This window comes from Leclercia adecarboxylata (assembly GCF_035787115.1).
GTDB classification, from domain to species: domain Bacteria; phylum Pseudomonadota; class Gammaproteobacteria; order Enterobacterales; family Enterobacteriaceae; genus Enterobacter; species Enterobacter adecarboxylatus_E.
This window is the reverse complement of record NZ_JALKTL010000001.1, coordinates 873,016-892,272: the sequence shown is the minus strand read 5'-3', so window position 1 is coordinate 892,272 and position 19,257 is coordinate 873,016. Positions and strand designations below refer to the sequence as shown.

Annotated in this window: 20 protein-coding genes; 12 read left to right on the top strand and 8 right to left on the bottom strand. The window is 53.9% G+C overall.

Translation table 11 applies throughout. From position 1 onward, the window contains the following. Positions 1-48 precede the first annotated feature (48 nt). The 4 genes from MXM41_RS04225 (at position 49) to MXM41_RS04210 (ending at position 3,169) form a co-directional block, all read left to right on the top strand. Positions 49-2,211 (top strand): hypothetical protein, encoded by a 2,163-nt coding sequence (locus MXM41_RS04225; protein ID WP_325930063.1) that lies wholly within the window; start codon positions 49-51, stop codon positions 2,209-2,211. Positions 2,212-2,226: 15 nt separating this feature from the next. Next, the gene (locus MXM41_RS04220; RefSeq protein ID WP_325930062.1) at positions 2,227-2,520 is read left to right on the top strand and encodes a hypothetical protein; all 294 of its coding nucleotides are present in this window, start codon (positions 2,227-2,229) and stop codon (positions 2,518-2,520) included. Positions 2,521-2,612: 92 nt separating this feature from the next. Beyond that, complete coding sequence (locus MXM41_RS04215) at positions 2,613-2,852, top strand: hypothetical protein (protein WP_325930060.1); 240 nt, start codon at positions 2,613-2,615, stop codon at positions 2,850-2,852. Continuing rightward, positions 2,852-3,169 carry a hypothetical protein gene (locus MXM41_RS04210; protein ID WP_325930059.1) on the top strand — a complete coding sequence of 106 codons (318 nt, stop codon included), beginning with the start codon at positions 2,852-2,854 and terminating at the stop codon, positions 3,167-3,169. The genes MXM41_RS04215 and MXM41_RS04210 overlap by 1 nt, the downstream gene beginning before the upstream one ends. Positions 3,170-3,516: 347 nt before the next feature. On the opposite strand, the gene MXM41_RS04205 is transcribed toward MXM41_RS04210, so the two are convergent. Beyond that, on the bottom strand, positions 3,517-4,464 hold the full coding sequence (locus MXM41_RS04205; RefSeq protein WP_325930058.1) for a VirK/YbjX family protein: 948 nt from the start codon (positions 4,462-4,464) through the stop codon (positions 3,517-3,519). 179 nt (positions 4,465-4,643) lie between these two features. Here MXM41_RS04205 and pphA point away from each other — a divergent pair, with 179 nt between their 5' ends. Beyond that, entirely contained in the window at positions 4,644-5,288 is a 645-nt protein-coding gene (gene pphA / locus MXM41_RS04200; RefSeq protein WP_325930057.1) for a protein-serine/threonine phosphatase, read from the top strand. Here the strand turns inward: pphA and MXM41_RS04195 are convergent, their stop codons facing one another. From MXM41_RS04195 to yebS, 5 genes are all read right to left on the bottom strand, one after another. Beyond that, complete coding sequence (locus tag MXM41_RS04195; protein WP_039030805.1) at positions 5,289-5,480, bottom strand: YebW family protein; 192 nt, start codon at positions 5,478-5,480, stop codon at positions 5,289-5,291. Positions 5,481-5,584: 104 nt separating this feature from the next. After that, positions 5,585-5,824 (bottom strand): YebV family protein, encoded by a 240-nt coding sequence (locus MXM41_RS04190; protein ID WP_103181101.1) that lies wholly within the window; start codon positions 5,822-5,824, stop codon positions 5,585-5,587. Positions 5,825-5,927: 103 nt separating this feature from the next. Beyond that, a complete protein-coding gene (gene rsmF, locus MXM41_RS04185; RefSeq protein WP_325930055.1) occupies positions 5,928-7,370 on the bottom strand; it encodes a 16S rRNA (cytosine(1407)-C(5))-methyltransferase RsmF in 1,443 nt (480 codons plus the stop codon). A 76-nt stretch (positions 7,371-7,446) separates the two neighbouring features. Beyond that, the gene (locus MXM41_RS04180) at positions 7,447-10,080 is read right to left on the bottom strand and encodes a PqiB family protein (RefSeq protein ID WP_325930054.1); all 2,634 of its coding nucleotides are present in this window, start codon (positions 10,078-10,080) and stop codon (positions 7,447-7,449) included. Continuing rightward, positions 10,049-11,332 carry a membrane integrity lipid transport subunit YebS gene (yebS, locus tag MXM41_RS04175; RefSeq protein ID WP_325930053.1) on the bottom strand — a complete coding sequence of 428 codons (1,284 nt, stop codon included), beginning with the start codon at positions 11,330-11,332 and terminating at the stop codon, positions 10,049-10,051. Before yebS ends, MXM41_RS04180 begins: the two co-directional genes overlap by 32 nt. A 131-nt stretch (positions 11,333-11,463) precedes the next feature. Between yebS and MXM41_RS04170 the strand changes: the two genes are divergently transcribed. The 4 genes from MXM41_RS04170 (at position 11,464) to htpX (ending at position 15,890) form a co-directional block, all read left to right on the top strand. Further along, positions 11,464-11,961, top strand: a complete 498-nt coding sequence (locus MXM41_RS04170) for a GAF domain-containing protein (protein WP_325930052.1) — start codon at positions 11,464-11,466, stop codon at positions 11,959-11,961. A 97-nt stretch (positions 11,962-12,058) separates the two neighbouring features. Then, positions 12,059-12,745, top strand: a complete 687-nt coding sequence (gene proQ / locus MXM41_RS04165) for an RNA chaperone ProQ (protein ID WP_325930051.1) — start codon at positions 12,059-12,061, stop codon at positions 12,743-12,745. A gap of 19 nt (positions 12,746-12,764) precedes the next feature. Then, a complete protein-coding gene (gene prc, locus MXM41_RS04160; protein WP_325930050.1) occupies positions 12,765-14,813 on the top strand; it encodes a carboxy terminal-processing peptidase in 2,049 nt (682 codons plus the stop codon). A 195-nt stretch (positions 14,814-15,008) separates the two neighbouring features. After that, on the top strand, positions 15,009-15,890 hold the full coding sequence (gene htpX / locus MXM41_RS04155) for a protease HtpX (RefSeq protein ID WP_325930048.1): 882 nt from the start codon (positions 15,009-15,011) through the stop codon (positions 15,888-15,890). Positions 15,891-15,936: 46 nt separating this feature from the next. Here htpX and MXM41_RS04150 read toward each other — a convergent pair whose 3' ends face one another. Next, positions 15,937-17,310, bottom strand: a complete 1,374-nt coding sequence (locus tag MXM41_RS04150) for an MFS transporter (protein WP_325930047.1) — start codon at positions 17,308-17,310, stop codon at positions 15,937-15,939. A 178-nt stretch (positions 17,311-17,488) separates the two neighbouring features. Here MXM41_RS04150 and kdgR point away from each other — a divergent pair, with 178 nt between their 5' ends. Then, a complete protein-coding gene (kdgR, locus tag MXM41_RS04145; RefSeq protein ID WP_039030796.1) occupies positions 17,489-18,280 on the top strand; it encodes a DNA-binding transcriptional regulator KdgR in 792 nt (263 codons plus the stop codon). Between the two features lie 55 nt (positions 18,281-18,335). Here kdgR and MXM41_RS04140 read toward each other — a convergent pair whose 3' ends face one another. Next, positions 18,336-18,575: a YobH family protein gene (locus tag MXM41_RS04140; protein ID WP_325930850.1), complete on the bottom strand. Its 240-nt coding sequence runs from the start codon at positions 18,573-18,575 to the stop codon at positions 18,336-18,338. Between the two features lie 159 nt (positions 18,576-18,734). Between MXM41_RS04140 and mgrB the strand changes: the two genes are divergently transcribed. Together mgrB and MXM41_RS04130 are read left to right on the top strand one after the other, a co-directional pair. Next, positions 18,735-18,878, top strand: coding sequence for a PhoP/PhoQ regulator MgrB (mgrB, locus tag MXM41_RS04135; protein ID WP_103180034.1), 144 nt, complete (start codon positions 18,735-18,737; stop codon positions 18,876-18,878). Between the two features lie 73 nt (positions 18,879-18,951). Then, positions 18,952-19,242: a YebO family protein gene (locus MXM41_RS04130; RefSeq protein ID WP_325930046.1), complete on the top strand. Its 291-nt coding sequence runs from the start codon at positions 18,952-18,954 to the stop codon at positions 19,240-19,242. The last annotated feature ends 15 nt before the right edge of the window (positions 19,243-19,257 follow it).

The window sequence follows — 19,257 nt, the reverse complement described above, 5'->3', positions numbered from 1 at the left end:
CAATCCTCACAACCCGGCCACTGCGCCGGGTTTTTTTATGGAATAAATATGGCCACTCAACCTACAAATTTGCCTGTTCCGAGTGAAACGCCGCGCGACCTGAAATTTAACGCAGGCAAGATTGATGAGTTCGTTACTAGCGATAGCCACTCTTACACCGATCGTTTCGGTGTAAAACATCGCACAATCTTTGGCATAAATTACGATGCAACCCAGGCGATCCTGAATTATGGCTATATCCCAGTAGACTCATTCCAGTCAGGAGCCACATTAACAATACCGAATCAGGTGCTGCGTTGGAAGTTGCCGGATGGGGATGGAGATTACTACCGCTGGGATGGTGATTTTGGTGCTACTGGAAAAATTGTTCCCCCTGACTCAACACCAAACACTGCGGGAGGGGTGGGGAAAGGAAAATGGTTAAGCGTGGGTGATGCTGCACTGCGCGCAGATTTGCTTCATCGCCCCCTGACCATGAGGAATGGAAATCTCGCTCTCGCTGATTACCCAACCATAAATGATTACTCAGGAGACCTGGCTCGGGCCATTTCGGAAGCAAAGACGGGTGGTTTTGTCGTGGAGATATTCAGCAATACCACGATAAAGGTGCCAACTCATGTCGCAACCATGCAGGATGCAGTGACGCTAGTTAAAGCAGAAAAGAATGTTGCTGTTACTGTATTGATTGAGGCTGGTCATGTATTGACTGCGCCGCTGGTATTGAGCGGTGGTGACTACGGCAACTTCACCATCTCGTCCGAAGATACAAATGTGAAGGTATCCGCCGGGGCTCTTGTGCCATTCAGCGACAGAACCACCTGGTGCCCTGTATTTGGAGCAGATAATGGATGTCATTTTCCAGTTGTGGACGTACTTGTTGATCTGACCACATATACTGATGGTGCTGGCACCCGTAATGGTTCAGGTATCGTATCACTCCGTGGGTCGAATGTTTTTGTGAAGCCTGGAAAGGGTTGCATTGCAGGATATCAGGGGGCTATTGCTTACGATGCAGCGATTATCAACTGCCCTGACGCCATCTTTACCCATGCCATTGAGGCTGGGCTTACTTCCTGGTCCAGTTCAAAGGTTTATGCCGACCGTGTAGACGTATCGAATTCTGAAAAATACGGCCTGCGAAGCACAGAAGGTGCATCACTGACTGCCAAATTTAGCAAGGCTACTCACTGCGGCAGGCACGCTGCTCGTGCTGTTTCCGCTGCGTTCCTGGATGTTTCTGATTCAGATCTGAGCTACAGCGCCACAAATGCTGTATACGCTCGCCACGCATGCGTCGTCAACGCGAATAATTCCAACCTGTCAAACTCTGGATCGCTTCCTGTTGCAGCCGGAGAAGTCAACGCAGGCGTTTATGCCCTTCGTGGGTCACTGGTCAGCGCCATTCAGTGCACAGTCGATAATAGTGTGGCCGGATTCATAGCTGATAGTGGGAGTGTTATTGCATGCGCTGTTTCCTCAGTTAAAACCTGTACTGATGCATTTATCGCGCTGAGAGGGAGCACGATTGACGGAGACACCTGTAATGCGACCGGGTCTACTAATGTTGCACAAATTGATGGTGCTTCCAGGGCAATACTGACAGGGCTTATATGTCCATCGCCGGTCACCGGAATTCGGGTGCTTGACGGTTCTAATGTGGATTGTCGCAATGCAAGTATTACTGGCTGTGCCGGGCCTGCGGTTTCTGCATTTAGCGCTGCGACAGTGTGCGCCGATGGGGCGACATTTACAGGGTGTGTAGCCAATGCTGTCTATGCTATTGGCAGCTATGTGTCAGCCAAGAACGCCAACTGCAGCGGTTCAAATCGCGGATTTGTAGCAGAAGACGGAGGGGTAATATCTGCGAAAGGTGGCATCGCAAACACTTGCGTTGATGGTGTATACGCTATCTCAGGTGGCCGCGTTTCATTTGCTGGCGGGACAGCGACTACCTGCACCAGGGGGATCAGATCTGATGGCGGTGTTGTGGATGCTGCAGGGGCCAATCTGACTGGCGCAACATCAGCAGGCGTGTTCGCTGAGAAGGGTTCTGAAATTAACCTGAATGCTGCCAACTGCAGAAAGGGCGTGACTGACGCAAACACGGATATTCAGTGCTTTACTGGTTCAATTATCAAAGCAGCCACTGCAACTGGTGGCGTTAATATCGCAAAAAACACGCCATCTTCAGGCGGCCTGATCATTGGTTAACTCAAGGGAGGGAGCATGCATGATTTATCACCTCTGTATCACGCTTCGGTAGCGGTTTTACTGCAATGTACTTGTGGATTAGCGTTCGAAATGTGGGCCGCAGGCGGCGCGATAGGCTGCATGTGGTTCATCGCCCGCGAACACACCCAGGCGGAATATCGATGGATCGCACAGTTCGGCGCAGGGAAGCGTGCCAACATGCCGTGGTGGGGTGGTTTCGACTTGCGAGTGTGGAATTTGCCCAGCCTTCTCGACTGGCTTGTGCCGGTGCTGGTCTGCACTGCCGTTTATTTTGTCGCCGCCGTTTAACTCCTGTCGGCAGCATTGATAGGTGTCGCCGCATTGATCTGTCACTCCTTTAAAACTACTGTATATAAAAACAGTAAAAAGGAGTGCAGATCATGCCCCGTAGAAACGACATTCGCGCCGCATTTGTGGCTGCGGTACAGCAAAACCCAAAGGGCTACCGGTGCTTACGCACAGAAGACTTTATCCGCGAGCTGGCAAAGGTTCACCATCATTTCACCCTGGACGACGCCAACGAGTGGATAAAATACTATCAGCCGGACTTCGCAGACAAGACGACAGACCATAGCGATAACCGCTACTGGATACTGCGCAACATGGGGAGGGTTCAATAATGGGCTTTCCTTCACCGGCTGCTGATTACACCTCCCAGCGGATGACGCCAGAACTCATCTGTGGTGTGGGCATCGATACCCGCATCCTGGAAACATCATCCGGGTTTGCATTAATCGAGCCAGTTACCCGGTTAGTGCAGGGACAGACCCTGCTGGTCCTCATTGGCGGTCGAACGCAGTTTGCGAAACTTAGGGGAAGAGCATTAATCACGGATGATGGCGAAGCGATCGAAGGTGAGGCTGCGGAAGAGATCGAAGTGATGGGGCGCGTGACGTTCTTCATCAACAGCGTGATGCAAGATGACAGGATAGTGTGAATTTGTTGCTCAGGGCGCCCACGAAATTTACTCGTCGCTCACTCGAATAAGTGAGTAACGGTTTGATCTTGAAAGGACGCAATGGTAAGTGTTGTAACGCTTATTTTGGTGGGTTTTATATGGTAAGTGGTTGAAATATAACGAAGAACAGAGGTTGAGCCGTAAACAGGAATCGTATTCGGTCTCTTTTTATCTGTTGAAAGTAAACGCATTTTCCCGTTGCGGACTTTAACAGATGGGCAACATCCTCTGTTCTTCGTTAAACCATACCACACTACGCCCGGCGGAAGTCCAGTGCTTTTTAGCGGTTTTGTTAAAATTTTGCCTGTTATCAGTGAAAGCAGCTATTAGCAGCAAAAGCGCGCGCTGATGGCCTGTTCTATCTCATCAAGCAGCTGAAAACGACGGCGATATTCGGCGCGTTTTTTACTGGCGATGCTCTCCAGCGACTTACGCTCCATACCGGCAGGCAGGGCCCAGCGAAAGGCGCCGTGCGGCGTAGCCCCCAACGATTTCCAGAATTCGTCATAGCTGGCGTGCAGATGACGACCTTTGCTAAAGCGGTAGCGCAGGGCGCGAAAAACATGGCCTTCATCGCTGACGCCATAGATGGCGCTGATACCGGACTGTTTCGCCAGAATGAAGATCGCTTCCAGCAGGATACGTTTTGGAAACAGGCCATAACAGGCGCGCGTGGCATTTTTGATCGTCTCCCGACCTACGTCTTTACGCGGCCCCTGCAGGCCGCCAATCACCAGCGCATTTTGGCCATTTTCAGCAACGACGCTAAAGGTCAGACTCGCCAGCAGGGTGTTATCCCCGGCACGTAGCCAGAGCGTAGTTTCACCCTCGCGCTCGGCCTTAACCGCGCTGGTGGCGTAGATCCTGTAGCTTACATCCTCTTTGGTGGCGAACTGCAGTAATACATGCGGTGTCGGGCTGGTAAAGAGCCGGATCAGGCTGGTGTCAGGTAGCGCATCAATCCAGGCGTAATGGTGCAGAATGGCGTTGGCCCGCTCACCGGCACTTAGTCCACGAGTGAGATACTGGCGCTGGGTTTTCACCGGCAGCGTGGTTTGTGCCGTCAGCAATAGCGGAAAATCATCACGACGGGAGAGCGCCTCCAGCATGCGGGTGGTGGAGGACCAGAACAGCAAGGTGCGCAGGAAAAATTTCAGCCGGTAATCACGTTTGTGCCACAACGGACCCGGCGTCAAATCTCCCTTCGCCAGGGCGATGATGACAGATGAACGGTGCGTTAAAGACACCTCAGCAGGCAGGATGGTATTTGACACGATGGAGACCTCTTTTTAATTCTGTAATTATCTTAAAGGCCATCGGATACTCATTTAAGTGTTGCTAAACCTTTATTTCCGCTTTGTTTAATGTCGATTGAGGTTATTCCGGGCGGCGGTTTTGCTGTTCGCATTATTGGCATACTCTGCCGGAGCTATACTGATCCAGAGGAGGCGCTATGTATCTACAACTTGATGGTCACAACTGGCGACACGTCTGGGTGGTGAGCGATCTTCACGGCTGTTATCAGATGCTTATGGCGGAGCTTAAGCAGCGTCATTTTAATCCGTATGAGGATTTACTTATTTGCGTGGGCGATTTAATCGATCGCGGCCCGGATAGTGTGAAATGCCTGCAGTTATTAAATGAAGCGTGGTTTTATGCCGTGCGCGGTAATCACGAACAGATGGCGCTGGATGCGCTGCATAATAATGATTATGGCCTGTGGATGATGAATGGCGGCAACTGGTTCGCTGAATTAAAAGGTGAAAAGCAGCAGCAGGCACTTGAACTCTTCAGGCGTTGTGAAACGCTGCCGTGGGTTATTGAGATTACCTGCGCTAACGGCATGAATGTTATTGCCCATGCCGATTATCCGTCATCGCACTATGTCCGGAACAAACCGGTTGAGAAGCAGCGCATCTTGTGGGACAGAGATCGCCTGCGGGAATTAATGAACGGTAGCGAGGAGGCGATTGCCGGGGCGAATCACTTCTGGTTCGGCCATACGCCGCTCAAGAGACGTTATGACTGCCAGAACCTGCACTATATTGACACCGGGGCGGTATTTGGCGGCACCTTGACCCTGGCGCAGCTGCAGTGATTAGAGGTCGGAATACTCCTGCGCCGGTCGCCAGAAACCGTCGATAAAGTCCTCGACCGGGTAGCAGCCGCCGTGACGGATACGCTGATCGTCCATCGATGCCTCGCACTGAGGTTCGGTGCGATACACATCCACCACCAGATCTTCACAGCCTGCGTCCAGATAACAAATAAACAATACCAGTGCGTACATCATGCCCCTCAGCATTTACTACCGTATTGATATTGTAGGGGATGATTCAGGGAAGAGGAGATTATGAGAATAAATAACCCGCCTGCGGGCGGGTTCTCTCTGAATCAGGCAAGGCGCATGATCCAGGCATCGGAACTTTGATCGTAATGCTCACGGTAAAGGACTGAGTGTTCGCCATCGAGGATTGCCGGGACGCTGGTGTCCGCATCCCAGGCGTCGAGCTGCATGCAAAGATCGGGATCGGATTTGCAGGGGATGGTTAACGTTCGTTCGCCCTGCGTATCGCCGCTTAACTCGGCATCATCGATTTCGAATGCGCCAATGCGCACATTGGTTTTCGTCATAATGCTCTCCAGGATCATGCTGTGGTCTGGTACGACCAGTATAGTCGCCCACTTTTCAGCCTGGTCAATGGAGAGCAAATGCGCCAGTAAAAAAGTGCTTTTTTTAGCACTCTTCACCGTTACCGGTAAACAAGCGACCATCGCGAACCAGCTCGCGTGGGTAGCTGTTCTTCAGGCGTGAACCCACTTTTTTTGCCAGTCCTACAGGAAAGCCCTGATACGTTACGACTGCGTCATCCCCGGACGGGGTTTCCTGAGGGTAAACGTCGCGGCCACGGTACCATTCTTCCGCCTCATGGTGGGTTAAAGCAAAGGTGTTGCGCTCGCCTGCCAGCGCGATCACCGCTTCATGCTGCCAGCGATAGCCTTTATTGTGCGTCTCGGCAAGGCGGAGGCCGATACGGGAGAAGCGCACTTTGCCGATCAGCGGCTCAATCTCTGTCGGGAATAGCCACACCTCTTTATCACGCTGCCACAGGCGCAGGTCATTGCCCCAATAGAGGCCCGCCTGATTGGCGGCGGCAGCGATCTGCTGGGCTTCGCGGGTTTTAAGGGGGGTGAAAGGGAAATTACCGACCTTAAATTTTGGCGTGGGCAGCGTGGCAACGGCCGCGGTTTTACGCAGACGTGCCACGAAAAAGCCTTCACAGTCGTAAATGTGCGGAAAGACGTGCAGAAAGCCTTCAGGCGTGACGCAGTCACCGGCACTGGCAAACAGATCGTTCAGCGGCAGGAATTCAACGGCATCGGGATACCGATCTTTAAGCCACAGACAGACGGCTTCGTTTTCATCGCGGTTCAGCGTGCAGGTGGAATAGACCAGGGTGCCACCGGGGCGCAGGGCATGAAAGGCGCTGTCGATAAGCTCGCGCTGCGTGGCGGCGATCTCCAGATTACTGGCGACGGACCAGTTCTTCAGCGCGTCGGGATCTTTGCGCACCACTCCTTCGCCGGAGCAGGGGGCGTCCAGCAGGATCGCGTCGAAGGCTTCCGGCAGGGCGGCACCAAATACCCGGCCATCAAAATGGGTTAAGGCCACGTTGCTGATCCCGCAGCGGCTGATGTTCGCATGCAGCACCTTAACGCGGCTGGCAGAAAACTCGTTGGCGAGGATCGCGCCCTGGTTATTCATCCGTGCGGCGATCTGGGTGGTTTTGGAACCCGGCGCTGCCGCCACGTCCATCACCCGTTTCGGTGTATTGCTATCGGCAAAGAGCGCGGCGACCGGCAGCATGGAGCTGGCCTCCTGAATATAAAACAGCCCGCTCAGATGTTCTGCGGTGCTGCCCAGCGGTAACCTTTCTTCGTCGTCACGTTCGATCCAGAACCCCTCTTCACACCAGGGCACCGGCGTGAGCTGCCAGCCATACGGGGCGACAAGCGTGAGGAAATCCGCCACGCTGATTTTCAGGGTATTGACGCGCAGGCTGCGGCGCAGCGGACGCTGACAGGCGGCGATAAACGCATCGAGAGAGTGGGCGTCAGGCAGGGCCTGGCGCATTTGTGCCAGAAATTCTTCTGGTAAATAGACGGAACGTTGAGACACGAGCGCACCACAGGGAGTCAAAGAGGCGCGCAGTGTACCACAAAGGCTCCGGTGGGTTGACACCGGAACCCAGGGATTATCGTGGCAGGGCAGTTCCCCAGGTACGCCACTCTTTCGGCTCGCTCTCCTGCAGCAGGAAGTGCTTGCCGGGCTGGGATTTTGGCGCCAGCGGGGTGCCCGGTGGCGTCGCAAAGGCGATACCGCCGCGGATAAACTGATTAAAGGTACCGGTTTTCACCACGCCGCCGGTCAGTCCAAAGTCGAGGGAATAGCCCGACGCCAGCCAGAAGACCGAGTTATTGCGCACCAGGTGCTGATAGCGATCGCTGATACGCAGGGCCACCATCACCCGGTCGGAGAGCGTTCCCAGCGTCAGCCCCGTCACCGTACCCACTTCCATTCCGCGGAACAGCACCGGCGTACCGATAGCGAGCGACGCCGCATCCGGCACTTCCACCACGATACTCAGGCCATCGAGATAGCGTGAGTCGGTGATAGTTGCCTCCTGCAGTTCAAAGTCGCGGCGCGCTTTACCCTGCCCGGGCTCGACGTTGATATAAGGCTGGAGAATTGTGTCGAGATGCTCAACACCCGCGGCGGAAATCTGCGGGGTGATCACCGAGAAGCGCGTCCCGGCGCGGGCGAAGTTATCGACATATTCCGGATACAGCACCGCTGTTGCCTGCACTTCATTGCGGGCGGTGATCAGCTTCAGGTTCTGGATCTGCCCGATATCAATCCCCAGATAGCGTATTGGCATCCCTTCGGCGAGCTTGCCCGCATCGAAGGCGTGAAGGGTGATCTGGCCGCCGACCGCGCGCGCTGCGGTCTCTGACGGATAGAGGATCCGTTTGTCGCCTTTACGCTGGCTGGCGCTGGCCCCGCTCAGGTTATCAAAGCTGATGGCTCCGCGCAGGGCACGGGAGAGCGGAGAGGCCTGCACCGTCAGGCCGCTGCCGTTGAGCTGCACTTTAGCCCCGCCTTCGGCCCAGAACACGCTGTTGCTGGTTAACAGCTTGCGGTATTCCGGCTTGATATGCAGTTCGATATCGAAGGCGTTGGCGCGCGGGCGCACGGTGATCACTTCCCCCACTTCAAATTTGCGATACAGCACCACCGAGCCGGCCTGCACATCCGGCAGGGAGTCCGCCACCAGCGTCAGGGTAGTGGTCGGCAGGTCGCTCAGGCTGTTCTCCAGGGCTTTATCCAGGTTGGCATACAGCGGATAGCTGTCACGCATGGCGCCTTTCTCACCCGGCAGGATACGGATCCCGCCGCTGATCCACTCGCTGGCGCTGGCCGCCAGGAACTCGACGCCATCAAGCCCGACTTTGACATCCACCCGGCTGTTGACCACAAATTTACTGTCACCATGCACCAGCTCGCGGTACTGCGGGTCAATCGCCACCGCGAAAGTGACGCCTTTATTGGTTAAGTTGCGCTCAAGCACCTGGCCAATCTGCACCCCGTGCAGTATCAGCGGTTGACCGGCATCGATACCGTAGCTTTCCGGTGCGTTAAGTGAGACGGTCAAAACGCCGGGTTTTTGCAGCAATGCCTTATCGGCCGGGGCGATAACAAACTGATTGACCGGTTCTCCGCCGCCGGGAATAAGTTCAAACGTACTGCCAGTCAGCAGACTGCTGACGCTGGGGTTGCTCAGCGACAGTTTCGGCGTGCGCAATTCGATGCGCGTGTTTTTGCGCAGCAGATCGACCACGCTGGGGTCAACGGTCATCTCACCGGTCACCAGACCGCCAGGATTGAGCGTCATTTTGGTAAGCTGTCCAACCTGCAGCCCCTGATACATCAGCGGCGTGGAGTCCGCCTTCAGACCGTCGGCAGAGGGGAGGGTGAGCTTCACAATCACACCGCGCTGGCTGTGGGCCAGGTCTTTGTACAGACCGAAATTATCTTCCTGGGTGGCGGGCTCAGAGCCTTCCGGAGAGTCGAAGGCGATAGCGCCGTTTACCAGCGCCGCCAGGCTCTCCAGCTTCACTTTCGCCCCGCTCAGGCTCAGGTCGGCATCCACGCCGGAGACGTTCCAGAAGCGGCTGCCTTTTTTCACCAGCGAAGTGAAGCGTCGTTCAATCAGCACATCGATCACCACCCCCTGCTTATTGGGGGTGATGGCATAGTCATATACCCGACCGACGGGGATCTTACGGAAATAGACCACCGAGCCGCTGTTTAGGGAGCCCAGATCTGACGCGTGCAGATGGATCATCAGATCGCCGTTGTTGAGCCGGTAGCGCGGCTGCGTATCCAGGGCGGTAAAGTGATCCTTCGGTTCGCCTTTACCCGGCATCATGCCAATATAGTTACCCCCGACCAGCGCATCCAGGCCGGACACGCCCGCCAGCGAGGCTTTGGGGGTGACCAGCCAGAACTGCGTCTCTTCGCGCAGGGCATCTTTCATATCGGACTTGATGCTGGCGCGAACCTCGATTTTATTGAGGTTCTTATCCAGCGAAACATCCTGGACGGTGCCCACTTCAACACCCTGAAATCTTACGGGCGTACGGCCCGCAACGATACCGTCGGCGCTCTGGAAATCGATAGTGATGGTATTACCGCGATCTTCGTAACTGGTCCAGATTAACCAGCCTGCGATCATCAAAGCAATAATCGGCAGTAACCAGAATGGCGAAATACGGCGTTTTGTTTTAACTCGCGCTTCAGTCGGCGAAGCTGGCGTTTCCTGACTCATGTGCATCCCAAAGTAAGCGGCTATCCAGCCATTCCACTGCAAGAATAGTCAAAATCACCGCAGTGCCGAAATAGAACGCTGCGGGTCCCATAGTAAAAGCAAGGAGCTGATCGCGATTGATCAGCGACATCATTAACGCAATAACAAACAGATCCAGCATTGACCAGCGGCCAATCCAGGTAACGAAACGCAACAACAGTATGCGGGTTCTTAGCCCCTGTTCACATTTGAAATGAATGCTAACGAGCAGGGTAAACATCACCACTACTTTGGTAAAGGGCACCAGAATACTGGCGATAAATACTACGGCCGCCACGGCAATATTACTGTGCGCCAGCGAGACGATGCCCGACATGATGGTGTCCTCTTGTCGCGCGCCGTTGACATAAATCACCGAGATTGGCATCAGGTTAGCCGGGATCAGAAACACCAGCGAGGCGATCAGCGCCGCCCAGCATTTTTGCAGACTATTATGTCGCCGCAGACGCAGGGGGATATGGCAGCGCGGGCAGCGACCGCGTCCGTCGGGCAGACCGGTATAGTGACAGCCCAGACAGACCCGCAGGTTCGGGTCGTAGCGGGTAGCGGGGCGCTGCGGGTAAAAGCGTTCCCAAAGCTGCTCCACGTTCAGGTGGATTAGGGTCAGTACGCTCAATATCACCAGCGCGATAAAGGCGAACAGGCCGCTCCCCGGCTGCAGGTAAGCATAGTCCTGCACTTTGATTGAAGCGACAACGATCCCTACCAGGTAGATATCCAGCATCACCCACTCCTTGAGCTTCTCGAGCATCAGGAGCACCGGGCGCAGGTTCATGCCCAGAATATTGCCGAACCACAGATAGGCTATAGCCGCCACCAGCACCACCGGCGCGCCGACGGTGCAGAACAGCACCATGGATGCCGTGAGGGGATCGCCCTGGCGGGTCATCTGCCAGATTCCCTGCAACAGGTTAGCGTCGATGCGTACACCCAGCAGATGTAGCCGGAGTAACGGTTCGCTCCAGGCGAAGGGCATCAGCAGCATCATGGTCACAGCCATTGCCGCCAGCCGGGTCAATGACCAGTCGCGGCCATCACGGATTTTTGCGTTGCAGCGCGGGCAGAAAGCACTTTGGTATGATTTCATCTTTGGCAACGTAAAAAGCGTATCGCATTGCGGACAACGCTGATAATGTGCTCGGGGCAGCGCATCGCCAACCGTATGCACAGTGATCTTTTTCGTCGGCGTAATTTTCGTTGATTTAAGAGCCATCGGTCGCGCTAAAAAAGGATAGTTAATAGTTATCTTAACTCATGAATTGATTCATCTTGAGCATGAACGTAAATAATGCGTATTTTAATAGGCTATGCTGTAATTTTGTAAGACAACCAAGTGATTGAATAATGAACAAAACAGAATTCTACGCGGACTTAAACCGTGACTTTCAGGCATTGATGGCAGGTGAAACCAGTTTCTTAGCCACCCTGGCAAATACCAGCGCGTTACTTTTTGAACGTCTGTCCGATGTGAACTGGGCCGGTTTTTATCTGCTGGAAGGCGATACGCTGGTGCTGGGGCCCTTCCAGGGCAAACTGGCCTGCGTGCGTATTCCGGTAGGGCGCGGTGTTTGCGGTACGGCGGTGGCGCAAAACCAGGTGCAGCGTGTGGATGACGTGCATGCGTTCGACGGGCACATCGCCTGCGACAGCGCCAGCAACGCGGAAATCGTCCTTCCTCTGAAAGTGAATAATCAGATAATTGGTGTTCTGGACATCGACAGCACTGTCTTTAATCGCTTTACATCCGAGGATGAACAGGGGCTGCGCGAGCTGGTGGCGAAGCTTGAAAACGTTCTCGCCGCGACCGATTATCATAAATTCTTTGCGAGCGTCGCAGGATAATCAACGGATAACGTAGCATTTACCGATGGCGTCATTATAATGACGCCTGTTCATGCCTGCGGCTTGTCGGCAACGTCCGTTGTAATCAGGAAATTTCATGGAAAATCAACCTAAGTTGAATAGCAGTAAAGAAGTTATCGCGTTTTTGGCCGAACGTTTTCCTCAATGTTTTAGTGCCGAAGGCGAAGCTCGTCCCCTGAAAATTGGTATTTTTCAGGATCTGGTAGAGCGTGTTGAAGGTGAGATGAACCTCAGCAAAACCCAACTCCGCTCCGCCTTACGTCTTTATACCTCGAGCTGGCGTTACCTTTACGGTATCAAAGCGGGCGCGACGCGTGTTGATCTCGACGGCAACCCTTGCGGTGTGCTGGATGAGCAACACGTAGAGCACGCGCGTAAGCAGCTTGAAGAAGCCAAAGCGCGAGTACAGGCGCAGCGTGCTGAACAGCAGGCTAAAAAACGCGAAGCTGCCGCGGCCAATGGCCAGGAAGACGCGCCTCGCCGTGAACGCAAGCCACGCCCTGCACCGCGTCGCAAAGAAAATACCGAGCGTAAGCCACGTGCTGAGCAACCGGCGGCAAAAGCCCCGCGTGCGCCTCGTGAAGAGCCGCGCCACACTCCGGTTTCTGACATTACCGCCCTGAGCGTCGGTCAGTCTCTGAAGGTTAAAGCGGGTAACAATGCTATGGATGCCACCGTACTGGAAATCACCAAAGATGGCGTTCGTGTACAGCTGACTTCTGGTCTGTCAATGATTGTACGCGCAGAACACTTGTTGTTCTAAAACGGAGGCCAAGCCCGGCATGAACACATTTTTTAAGCTCACCGCGCTGGCTGGCCTGTTTGCGATAACAGGCCACGCTTTCGCTGTGGACGAGATTACGCGTGCTGATCAAATTCCTGTTCTGAAGGAAGAGACGCAGCACGCGACGGTCAGTGAGCGCGTGACGTCGCGCTTCACCCGTTCGCACTATCGTCAGTTCGATCTCGACCAGGCTTTTTCGACAAAAATTTTCGACCGCTATCTGAATCTGCTGGACTACAGTCATAACGTACTGCTGGCGAGCGATGTCGAGCAATTTGCTAAAAAGCAGTCTCAGGTTGGAGATGAGTTACGCAGCGGCAAGCTGGATCTGTTCTACGACCTGTATAACCTGTCGCAGAAACGCCGTTTTGAGCGCTATCAGTACGCGCTTAAGGTGCTTGAACGTCCGATGGACTTCACGGGTAACGACACCTTTAATCTTGACCGCAGTAAGTCGCCGTGGCCAAAAGATGAAGCCGAGCTGAATCAGCTGTGGGACAGCAAAGTGAAGTACGATGAGCTGAGCCTCAAACTCACCGGTAAAGATGAGAAAGAGATCCGCGAAACGCTGACCCGCCGCTACAAATTTGCCATTCGTCGCCTGGCGCAGACCAACAGTGAAGATGTGTTCTCCCTGGCGATGACGGCCTTCGCGCACGAAATCGATCCGCACACCAACTATCTCTCCCCGCGCAATACCGAGCAGTTCAACACCGAAATGAGCCTCTCTCTTGAAGGGATCGGCGCGGTGCTGCAGATGGACGACGATTACACCGTCATCAACTCCATGGTTGCCGGCGGTCCGGCTGCCAAGAGCAAGGCGATTAGCGTGGGCGATCGTATTGTGGGTGTCGGACAGGTTGGCCAGAATATGGTCGATGTCATCGGCTGGCGCCTTGATGACGTTGTTGCGCTGATCAAAGGGCCGAAAGGCAGCAAAGTCCGTCTGGAAATTCTGCCTGCAGGTAAAGGCACCAAGACCCGTATCGTTACCCTGACCCGCGAGCGTATCCGTCTGGAAGATCGCGCGGTGAAAATGTCGGTGAAAACCGTGGGTAAAGATAAGGTTGGCGTGCTGGATATTCCAGGTTTCTACGTGGGCCTGACGGACGACGTCAAAGTTCAGCTGCAGAAGCTTGAAAAACAAAACGTTAAGAGCGTTATTATCGATCTGCGTACCAATGGCGGCGGCGCCCTGACCGAAGCGGTTTCGCTGTCGGGTCTGTTTATTCCGTCCGGTCCGGTGGTACAGGTACGTGATAACAACGGTAAAGTGCGTGAAGACGCTGATACCGATGGTGTTGTGTACTACAAAGGTCCGCTGGTGGTGCTGGTCGATCGCTTCAGTGCTTCGGCATCGGAGATCTTTGCCGCCGCCATGCAGGACTACAGCCGTGCGCTGATTGTTGGTGAACCGACCTTTGGTAAAGGTACGGTGCAACAGTATCGCTCCCTGAACCGTATTTACGATCAGATGCTGCGTCCGGAATGGCCAGCGCTGGGCTCGGTGCAGTACACTATCCAGAAGTTCTATCGCGTGAATGGCGGCAGCACCCAGCGTAAAGGCGTGACCCCGGATATCATCATGCCGACAGGCACTGAAGAGACCGAAACCGGCGAGAAGTTCGAAGACAACGCGCTGCCGTGGGATAGCGTTAACGCTGCCACCTATGTGAAGTCGGGCGACATGACACCATTTGGACCAGCGCTCCTGAAGCAGCACGACGAGCGCATCGCTAAAGATCCTGAGTTCCAGTACATCGTCAAGGATATTGCCCGCTTCAACGCCCTGAAAGCAAAACGCAATATCGTCTCTCTGAATTACGCTCAGCGTCTGAAAGAGAACGAAGAGGATGATGCAACACGTCTGGCGCGTATCAATGACCGCTTCAAACGTGAAGGTAAGCCCGTCCTCAAAAAACTGGACGACCTGCCGAAGGATTACCAGGAGCCCGATCCGTATCTCGATGAGACGGTGAAGATCGCCATCGATTTGGCGAAACTGGAAAAAGACAAGCCAGCCGGAAATCCCGCTCCGGCTAAATAATCACCCCTGACAGGCACAAGAAATTGTGCCTGTTTTTTTGTTAACCGCATTCTGCCGTCAGTCAGTCATTTCATTATGTAAAGTTGTGTCTTTCTGGTGACTTACGCCGCTGCAATCCTTGAAAATATACGGAATACCCATACGATGTGGGTAATCGCATAGTGCGTTTTGTTAAACTGAGGTTAAAAGAATATTATGATGCGAATCGCGCTCTTCCTGCTCACCAACCTTGCGGTCATGGTGGTATTTGGGCTGGTTCTCAGCCTGACAGGAATTCAGTCGAGCAGCGTTCAGGGTTTGTTGATTATGGCGCTGCTGTTTGGTTTTGGTGGCTCCTTTATCTCACTGCTGATGTCAAAGTGGATGGCACTTAAGTCCGTTGGCGGTGAGGTTATCGAGCAACCGCGTAACGATATGGAACACTGGCTGATGACCACCGTCGCCAACCAGTCCCGTCAGGCGGGTATCGCCATGCCGCAGGTTGCGATTTATCACGCGCCGGATATTAACGCCTTCGCTACCGGGGCGCGTCGTGACGCTTCTCTGGTTGCGGTGAGTACCGGCCTGTTGCAGAACATGAGCCGTGATGAAGCCGAAGCGGTTATCGCCCATGAGATCAGCCACATTGCCAACGGCGATATGGTTACCATGACCCTGATTCAGGGGGTGGTGAACACCTTTGTGATCTTTATTTCGCGTATTATTGCGCAGATTGCCGCAGGCTTTATGGGTGGCGATCGTGAGGAAGGCGAATCGAGTAACGGTAACCCCCTGATCTACTTTGCGGTCTCCATGGTGCTGGAACTGGTATTTGGTATCCTGGCGAGCATCATCACCATGTGGTTCTCCCGTCATCGTGAATTCCATGCGGATGCGGGTTCAGCCAAACTGGTGGGGCGCGAGAAGATGATTGCTGCGTTGCAGCGTCTGAAAACCAGCTATGAGCCGCAGGAAGCCTCAAGCATGATGGCATTCTGCATCAACGGTAAATCAAAATCGCTGAGCGAGATGTTCATGTCTCACCCACCGCTTGATAAGCGTATTGAAGCGCTGCGTAACGGTGAATACCTGAAATAACGGTTGTGGTTAATAATAAAAAAGCGCGTCTAAGGACGCGCTTTTTTTATGCCTGCGAACGTGGCTGCGTCACCCGTAGCCCGCTGATGATAGCCGCGACGGTGGCCAGCGTGCCGGCGGTCAGCAGCGCCAGATGCGTGCCGCTTTGACCGGCCAGGTTGAACAGTAAGGCGACCAGCGCCGCACCAGTACTCTGTCCCAGCAATCGGGCAGTCCCCAGCATCCCGCTAGCACCGCCGCTGCGATGGCGAGGGGCTGAAGTAATAATGGTATGGTTATTCGGTGACTGGAACAGGCCAAAACCCGCCCCGCACAGCACCATCCGCCAGATAATATCCAGATCGTGCGGTGCCGCGGGCAGCAGGGCGAGGGCGAAAAGTCCTGTCGCCATCACCACCATTCCCAGCGCGCCCAGTAATCCCGCATGCACACGCTCAATCAGATAGCCTGCCAGCGGCGCCATTACCATGGTGGCCAGCGGCCAGGGCGTTAACAGCAGCCCCGTTTCTACTTCCGAGCGGCCAATGACGCTTTGCAGGAAGAAGGGTAGAGAGACCATAGCCAGCATCTGCGCGCAGAAGGAGCAGATGGAGGTGCAGATAGAGAGAGAGAAAAGCGGTATGCGCAGCAGATCCACCGGCAGCAACGGTACCGGCAGCGCCAGTTGCCGACGCACGAAGAAGAAGCCTACCATCAGCAGCGCCACGACCTCGCCTGCAATCAACAGCAGCGACTGACCCTGGGCGAAACCGCTCAGGGCGGTAATCAGCAGACCAAAGGTAAGGGCATTCATCACTGCACTCGGCAGATCAAATTTTGGCATGCTGCTCTTCGGACCGTTAGCCGGTAAAAAACGCAGAGCGAACAGTAACGCCACGATCCCAAGCGGAACGTTAATTAAAAACAGCCATTGCCAGGAGGCTACCGAGAGGATCGCTGCCGCGATTGTCGGACCCGCCGCGGACGACACTGCAACGATAAAAGAGTTGATCCCCATGCCTCTGCCCAGATGCCGCTGGGGGTAGATAAGACGAATCAACGCAGTATTGACGCTCATCAGCGCCGCGCCGCCAAACCCCTGCGCGATACGTGCCAGCGTCAGCATGTGCAGCGTGTCTGAGAGGGCGCAAAAGAGGGACGTGAGCGTAAAGACGACCAGACCGCACTGATAAACCCGGCGGTAACCAAACATATCCCCGAGAAAAGAGAACGAAAGCAGGGAGATAACAATAGCTATCTGATAAGCGTTAACTATCCATATCGAGCTGGCAGGGGAGGCATTCAGGTCGCTGGCTATCGTCGGCAGCGCGACGTTGGCGATAGCGCCATCAAGTACCGCCATTGAAATACCGATAATAATGGTCGCAATGGCACCGTAACGTTGCGGCAACGGCAGGCCATCTGTGAAGGTTTTGGTCATGAGAATGAATGAGTATTGACGGTTATTATTAACAGGGTAACGATATTATCACTGTTATTTCTGTTGTATGTCGCAGATTTGTAACCAGGTAAGCCAGGATTGATTGCAGCATCGGAGGAGCGAATTTATAATAAAAACCGGTTCTGAATTTTATAAAACACTTGCGTTGAGGTGATTAATGGCAATCGCGGATTTGGATAAACAGCCAGATTCTGTTTCATCCGTGTTAAAGGTGTTCGGCATCCTGCAGGCGCTTGGAGAAGAGCGCGAAATTGGTATTACTGAGCTGTCCCAGCGTGTAATGATGTCAAAAAGCACCGTTTATCGCTTTTTACAGACCATGAAATCACTGGGTTATGTGGCACAGGAAGGCGAGTCTGAAAAGTACTCTCTGACCCTGAAGCTATTTGAACTGGGCGCACGCGCGCTGCAGAACGTGGATCTGATCCGTAGCGCGGATATCCAGATGCGTGAGCTGTCGCGTCTGACGAAAGAGACGGTGCACCTGGGGGCGCTGGATGAAGACAGTATCGTCTATATCCATAAAATCGACTCTATGTATAACCTGCGTATGTACTCCCGCATTGGTCGTCGCAACCCGCTGTACAGTACCGCTATCGGTAAAGTCCTGCTGGCCTGGCGTGACCGTGATGAGGTGAAGCAGATCCTCGAGAACGTGGAGTATAAACGTAGCACTGAACGCACTATTACCACTACCGAAGAGCTGTTACAGGTGCTGGATAAAGTGCGGGAGCAGGGGTATGGCGAAGATAACCAGGAGCAGGAAGAGGGCTTGCGCTGCATCGGCGTGCCGGTATTCGACCGTTTCGGTGTGGTGATTGCCGGTCTGAGTATCTCCTTCCCGACGCTGCGTTTCTCTGAAGAGCATCTGCACGAGTACGTTGAAATGCTGCACACGGCGGCCCGTAAAATCTCCGAGCAGATGGGTTACAACGACTATCCGTTCTGATTGAGACAGCAATAAAAAAACGCTGCCTTATGGCGGCGTTTTTTTATGCAACGGATCAACCGTTATCGATCACAGTGTCGCTCTTTCGCAGGAGCGGGCAGCGGGAGAGGCCGATAATTCCGCTGTCTGAATGAATATACTGTGTAGTACTAATACCACGCGCGGTGAGATAGTGGCACTGGATGCCTAGCCCAGCCGCAGTCTCTTTACTGCCGGTCAATACGCCATAGCCTGCGAGCAACAACCCCGTCCAGACGAGTGCTATAACAATCAATGTGCGAATAAAAAAGCGCATCATTACCTCATTTTTTTGAATAACTGCAGCTTAGCCTAATCAATACTCTTACTTTAACAAGTATATGATTCCGAAAGCATCGCCTTCACGTTACAGTTAGGGATGGTTTAAGTTGCGCATGATAACCTGGCATCAGGCAGTTAGGGTACGGAGAGTGGAGTGAAAAAAATACGCTGGGTTATTCTGGTTTTAGTGTTGGTGGCCTGTGTTTTGCTCTGGACGCAGACCATCAATGTGATGTGCGACCAGGATGTACAATTTTTTAGCGGTATTTGTTCTATCAATAAGTTTATCCCATGGTAGCTGTCATTTTTATCGCAAGTGATTTCCTTCCTGAACGCGAGTGGTAAAATAAGCGTTTTTATTGGGGGATGAAATGGGTGAGTTAGTAAATTCCGGGATGTTCAGCGTGGCATCTCTCGCGATCTCGGTCGTGCTGCTGGTTGCAGGTCTGGTGCTGTGGTTTTTTGTCAATCGTGCAAGCTCCCGTACCAACGAGCAGATTGAACTGCTGGAGAAGTTAGTCGAGCTGCAGAAACGACAAAATGCGCTGCTGCGTCGTCTGTGCGAGGCCAACGAACCGGAAGAGAAAGAAGTACCAAAGGCGCCAGAAGAGACGGCCAACAGCCAGGACGACGACTTTATTCGTCTGGTAGCTGAACGCTAATCAGTCAGAGGAGGT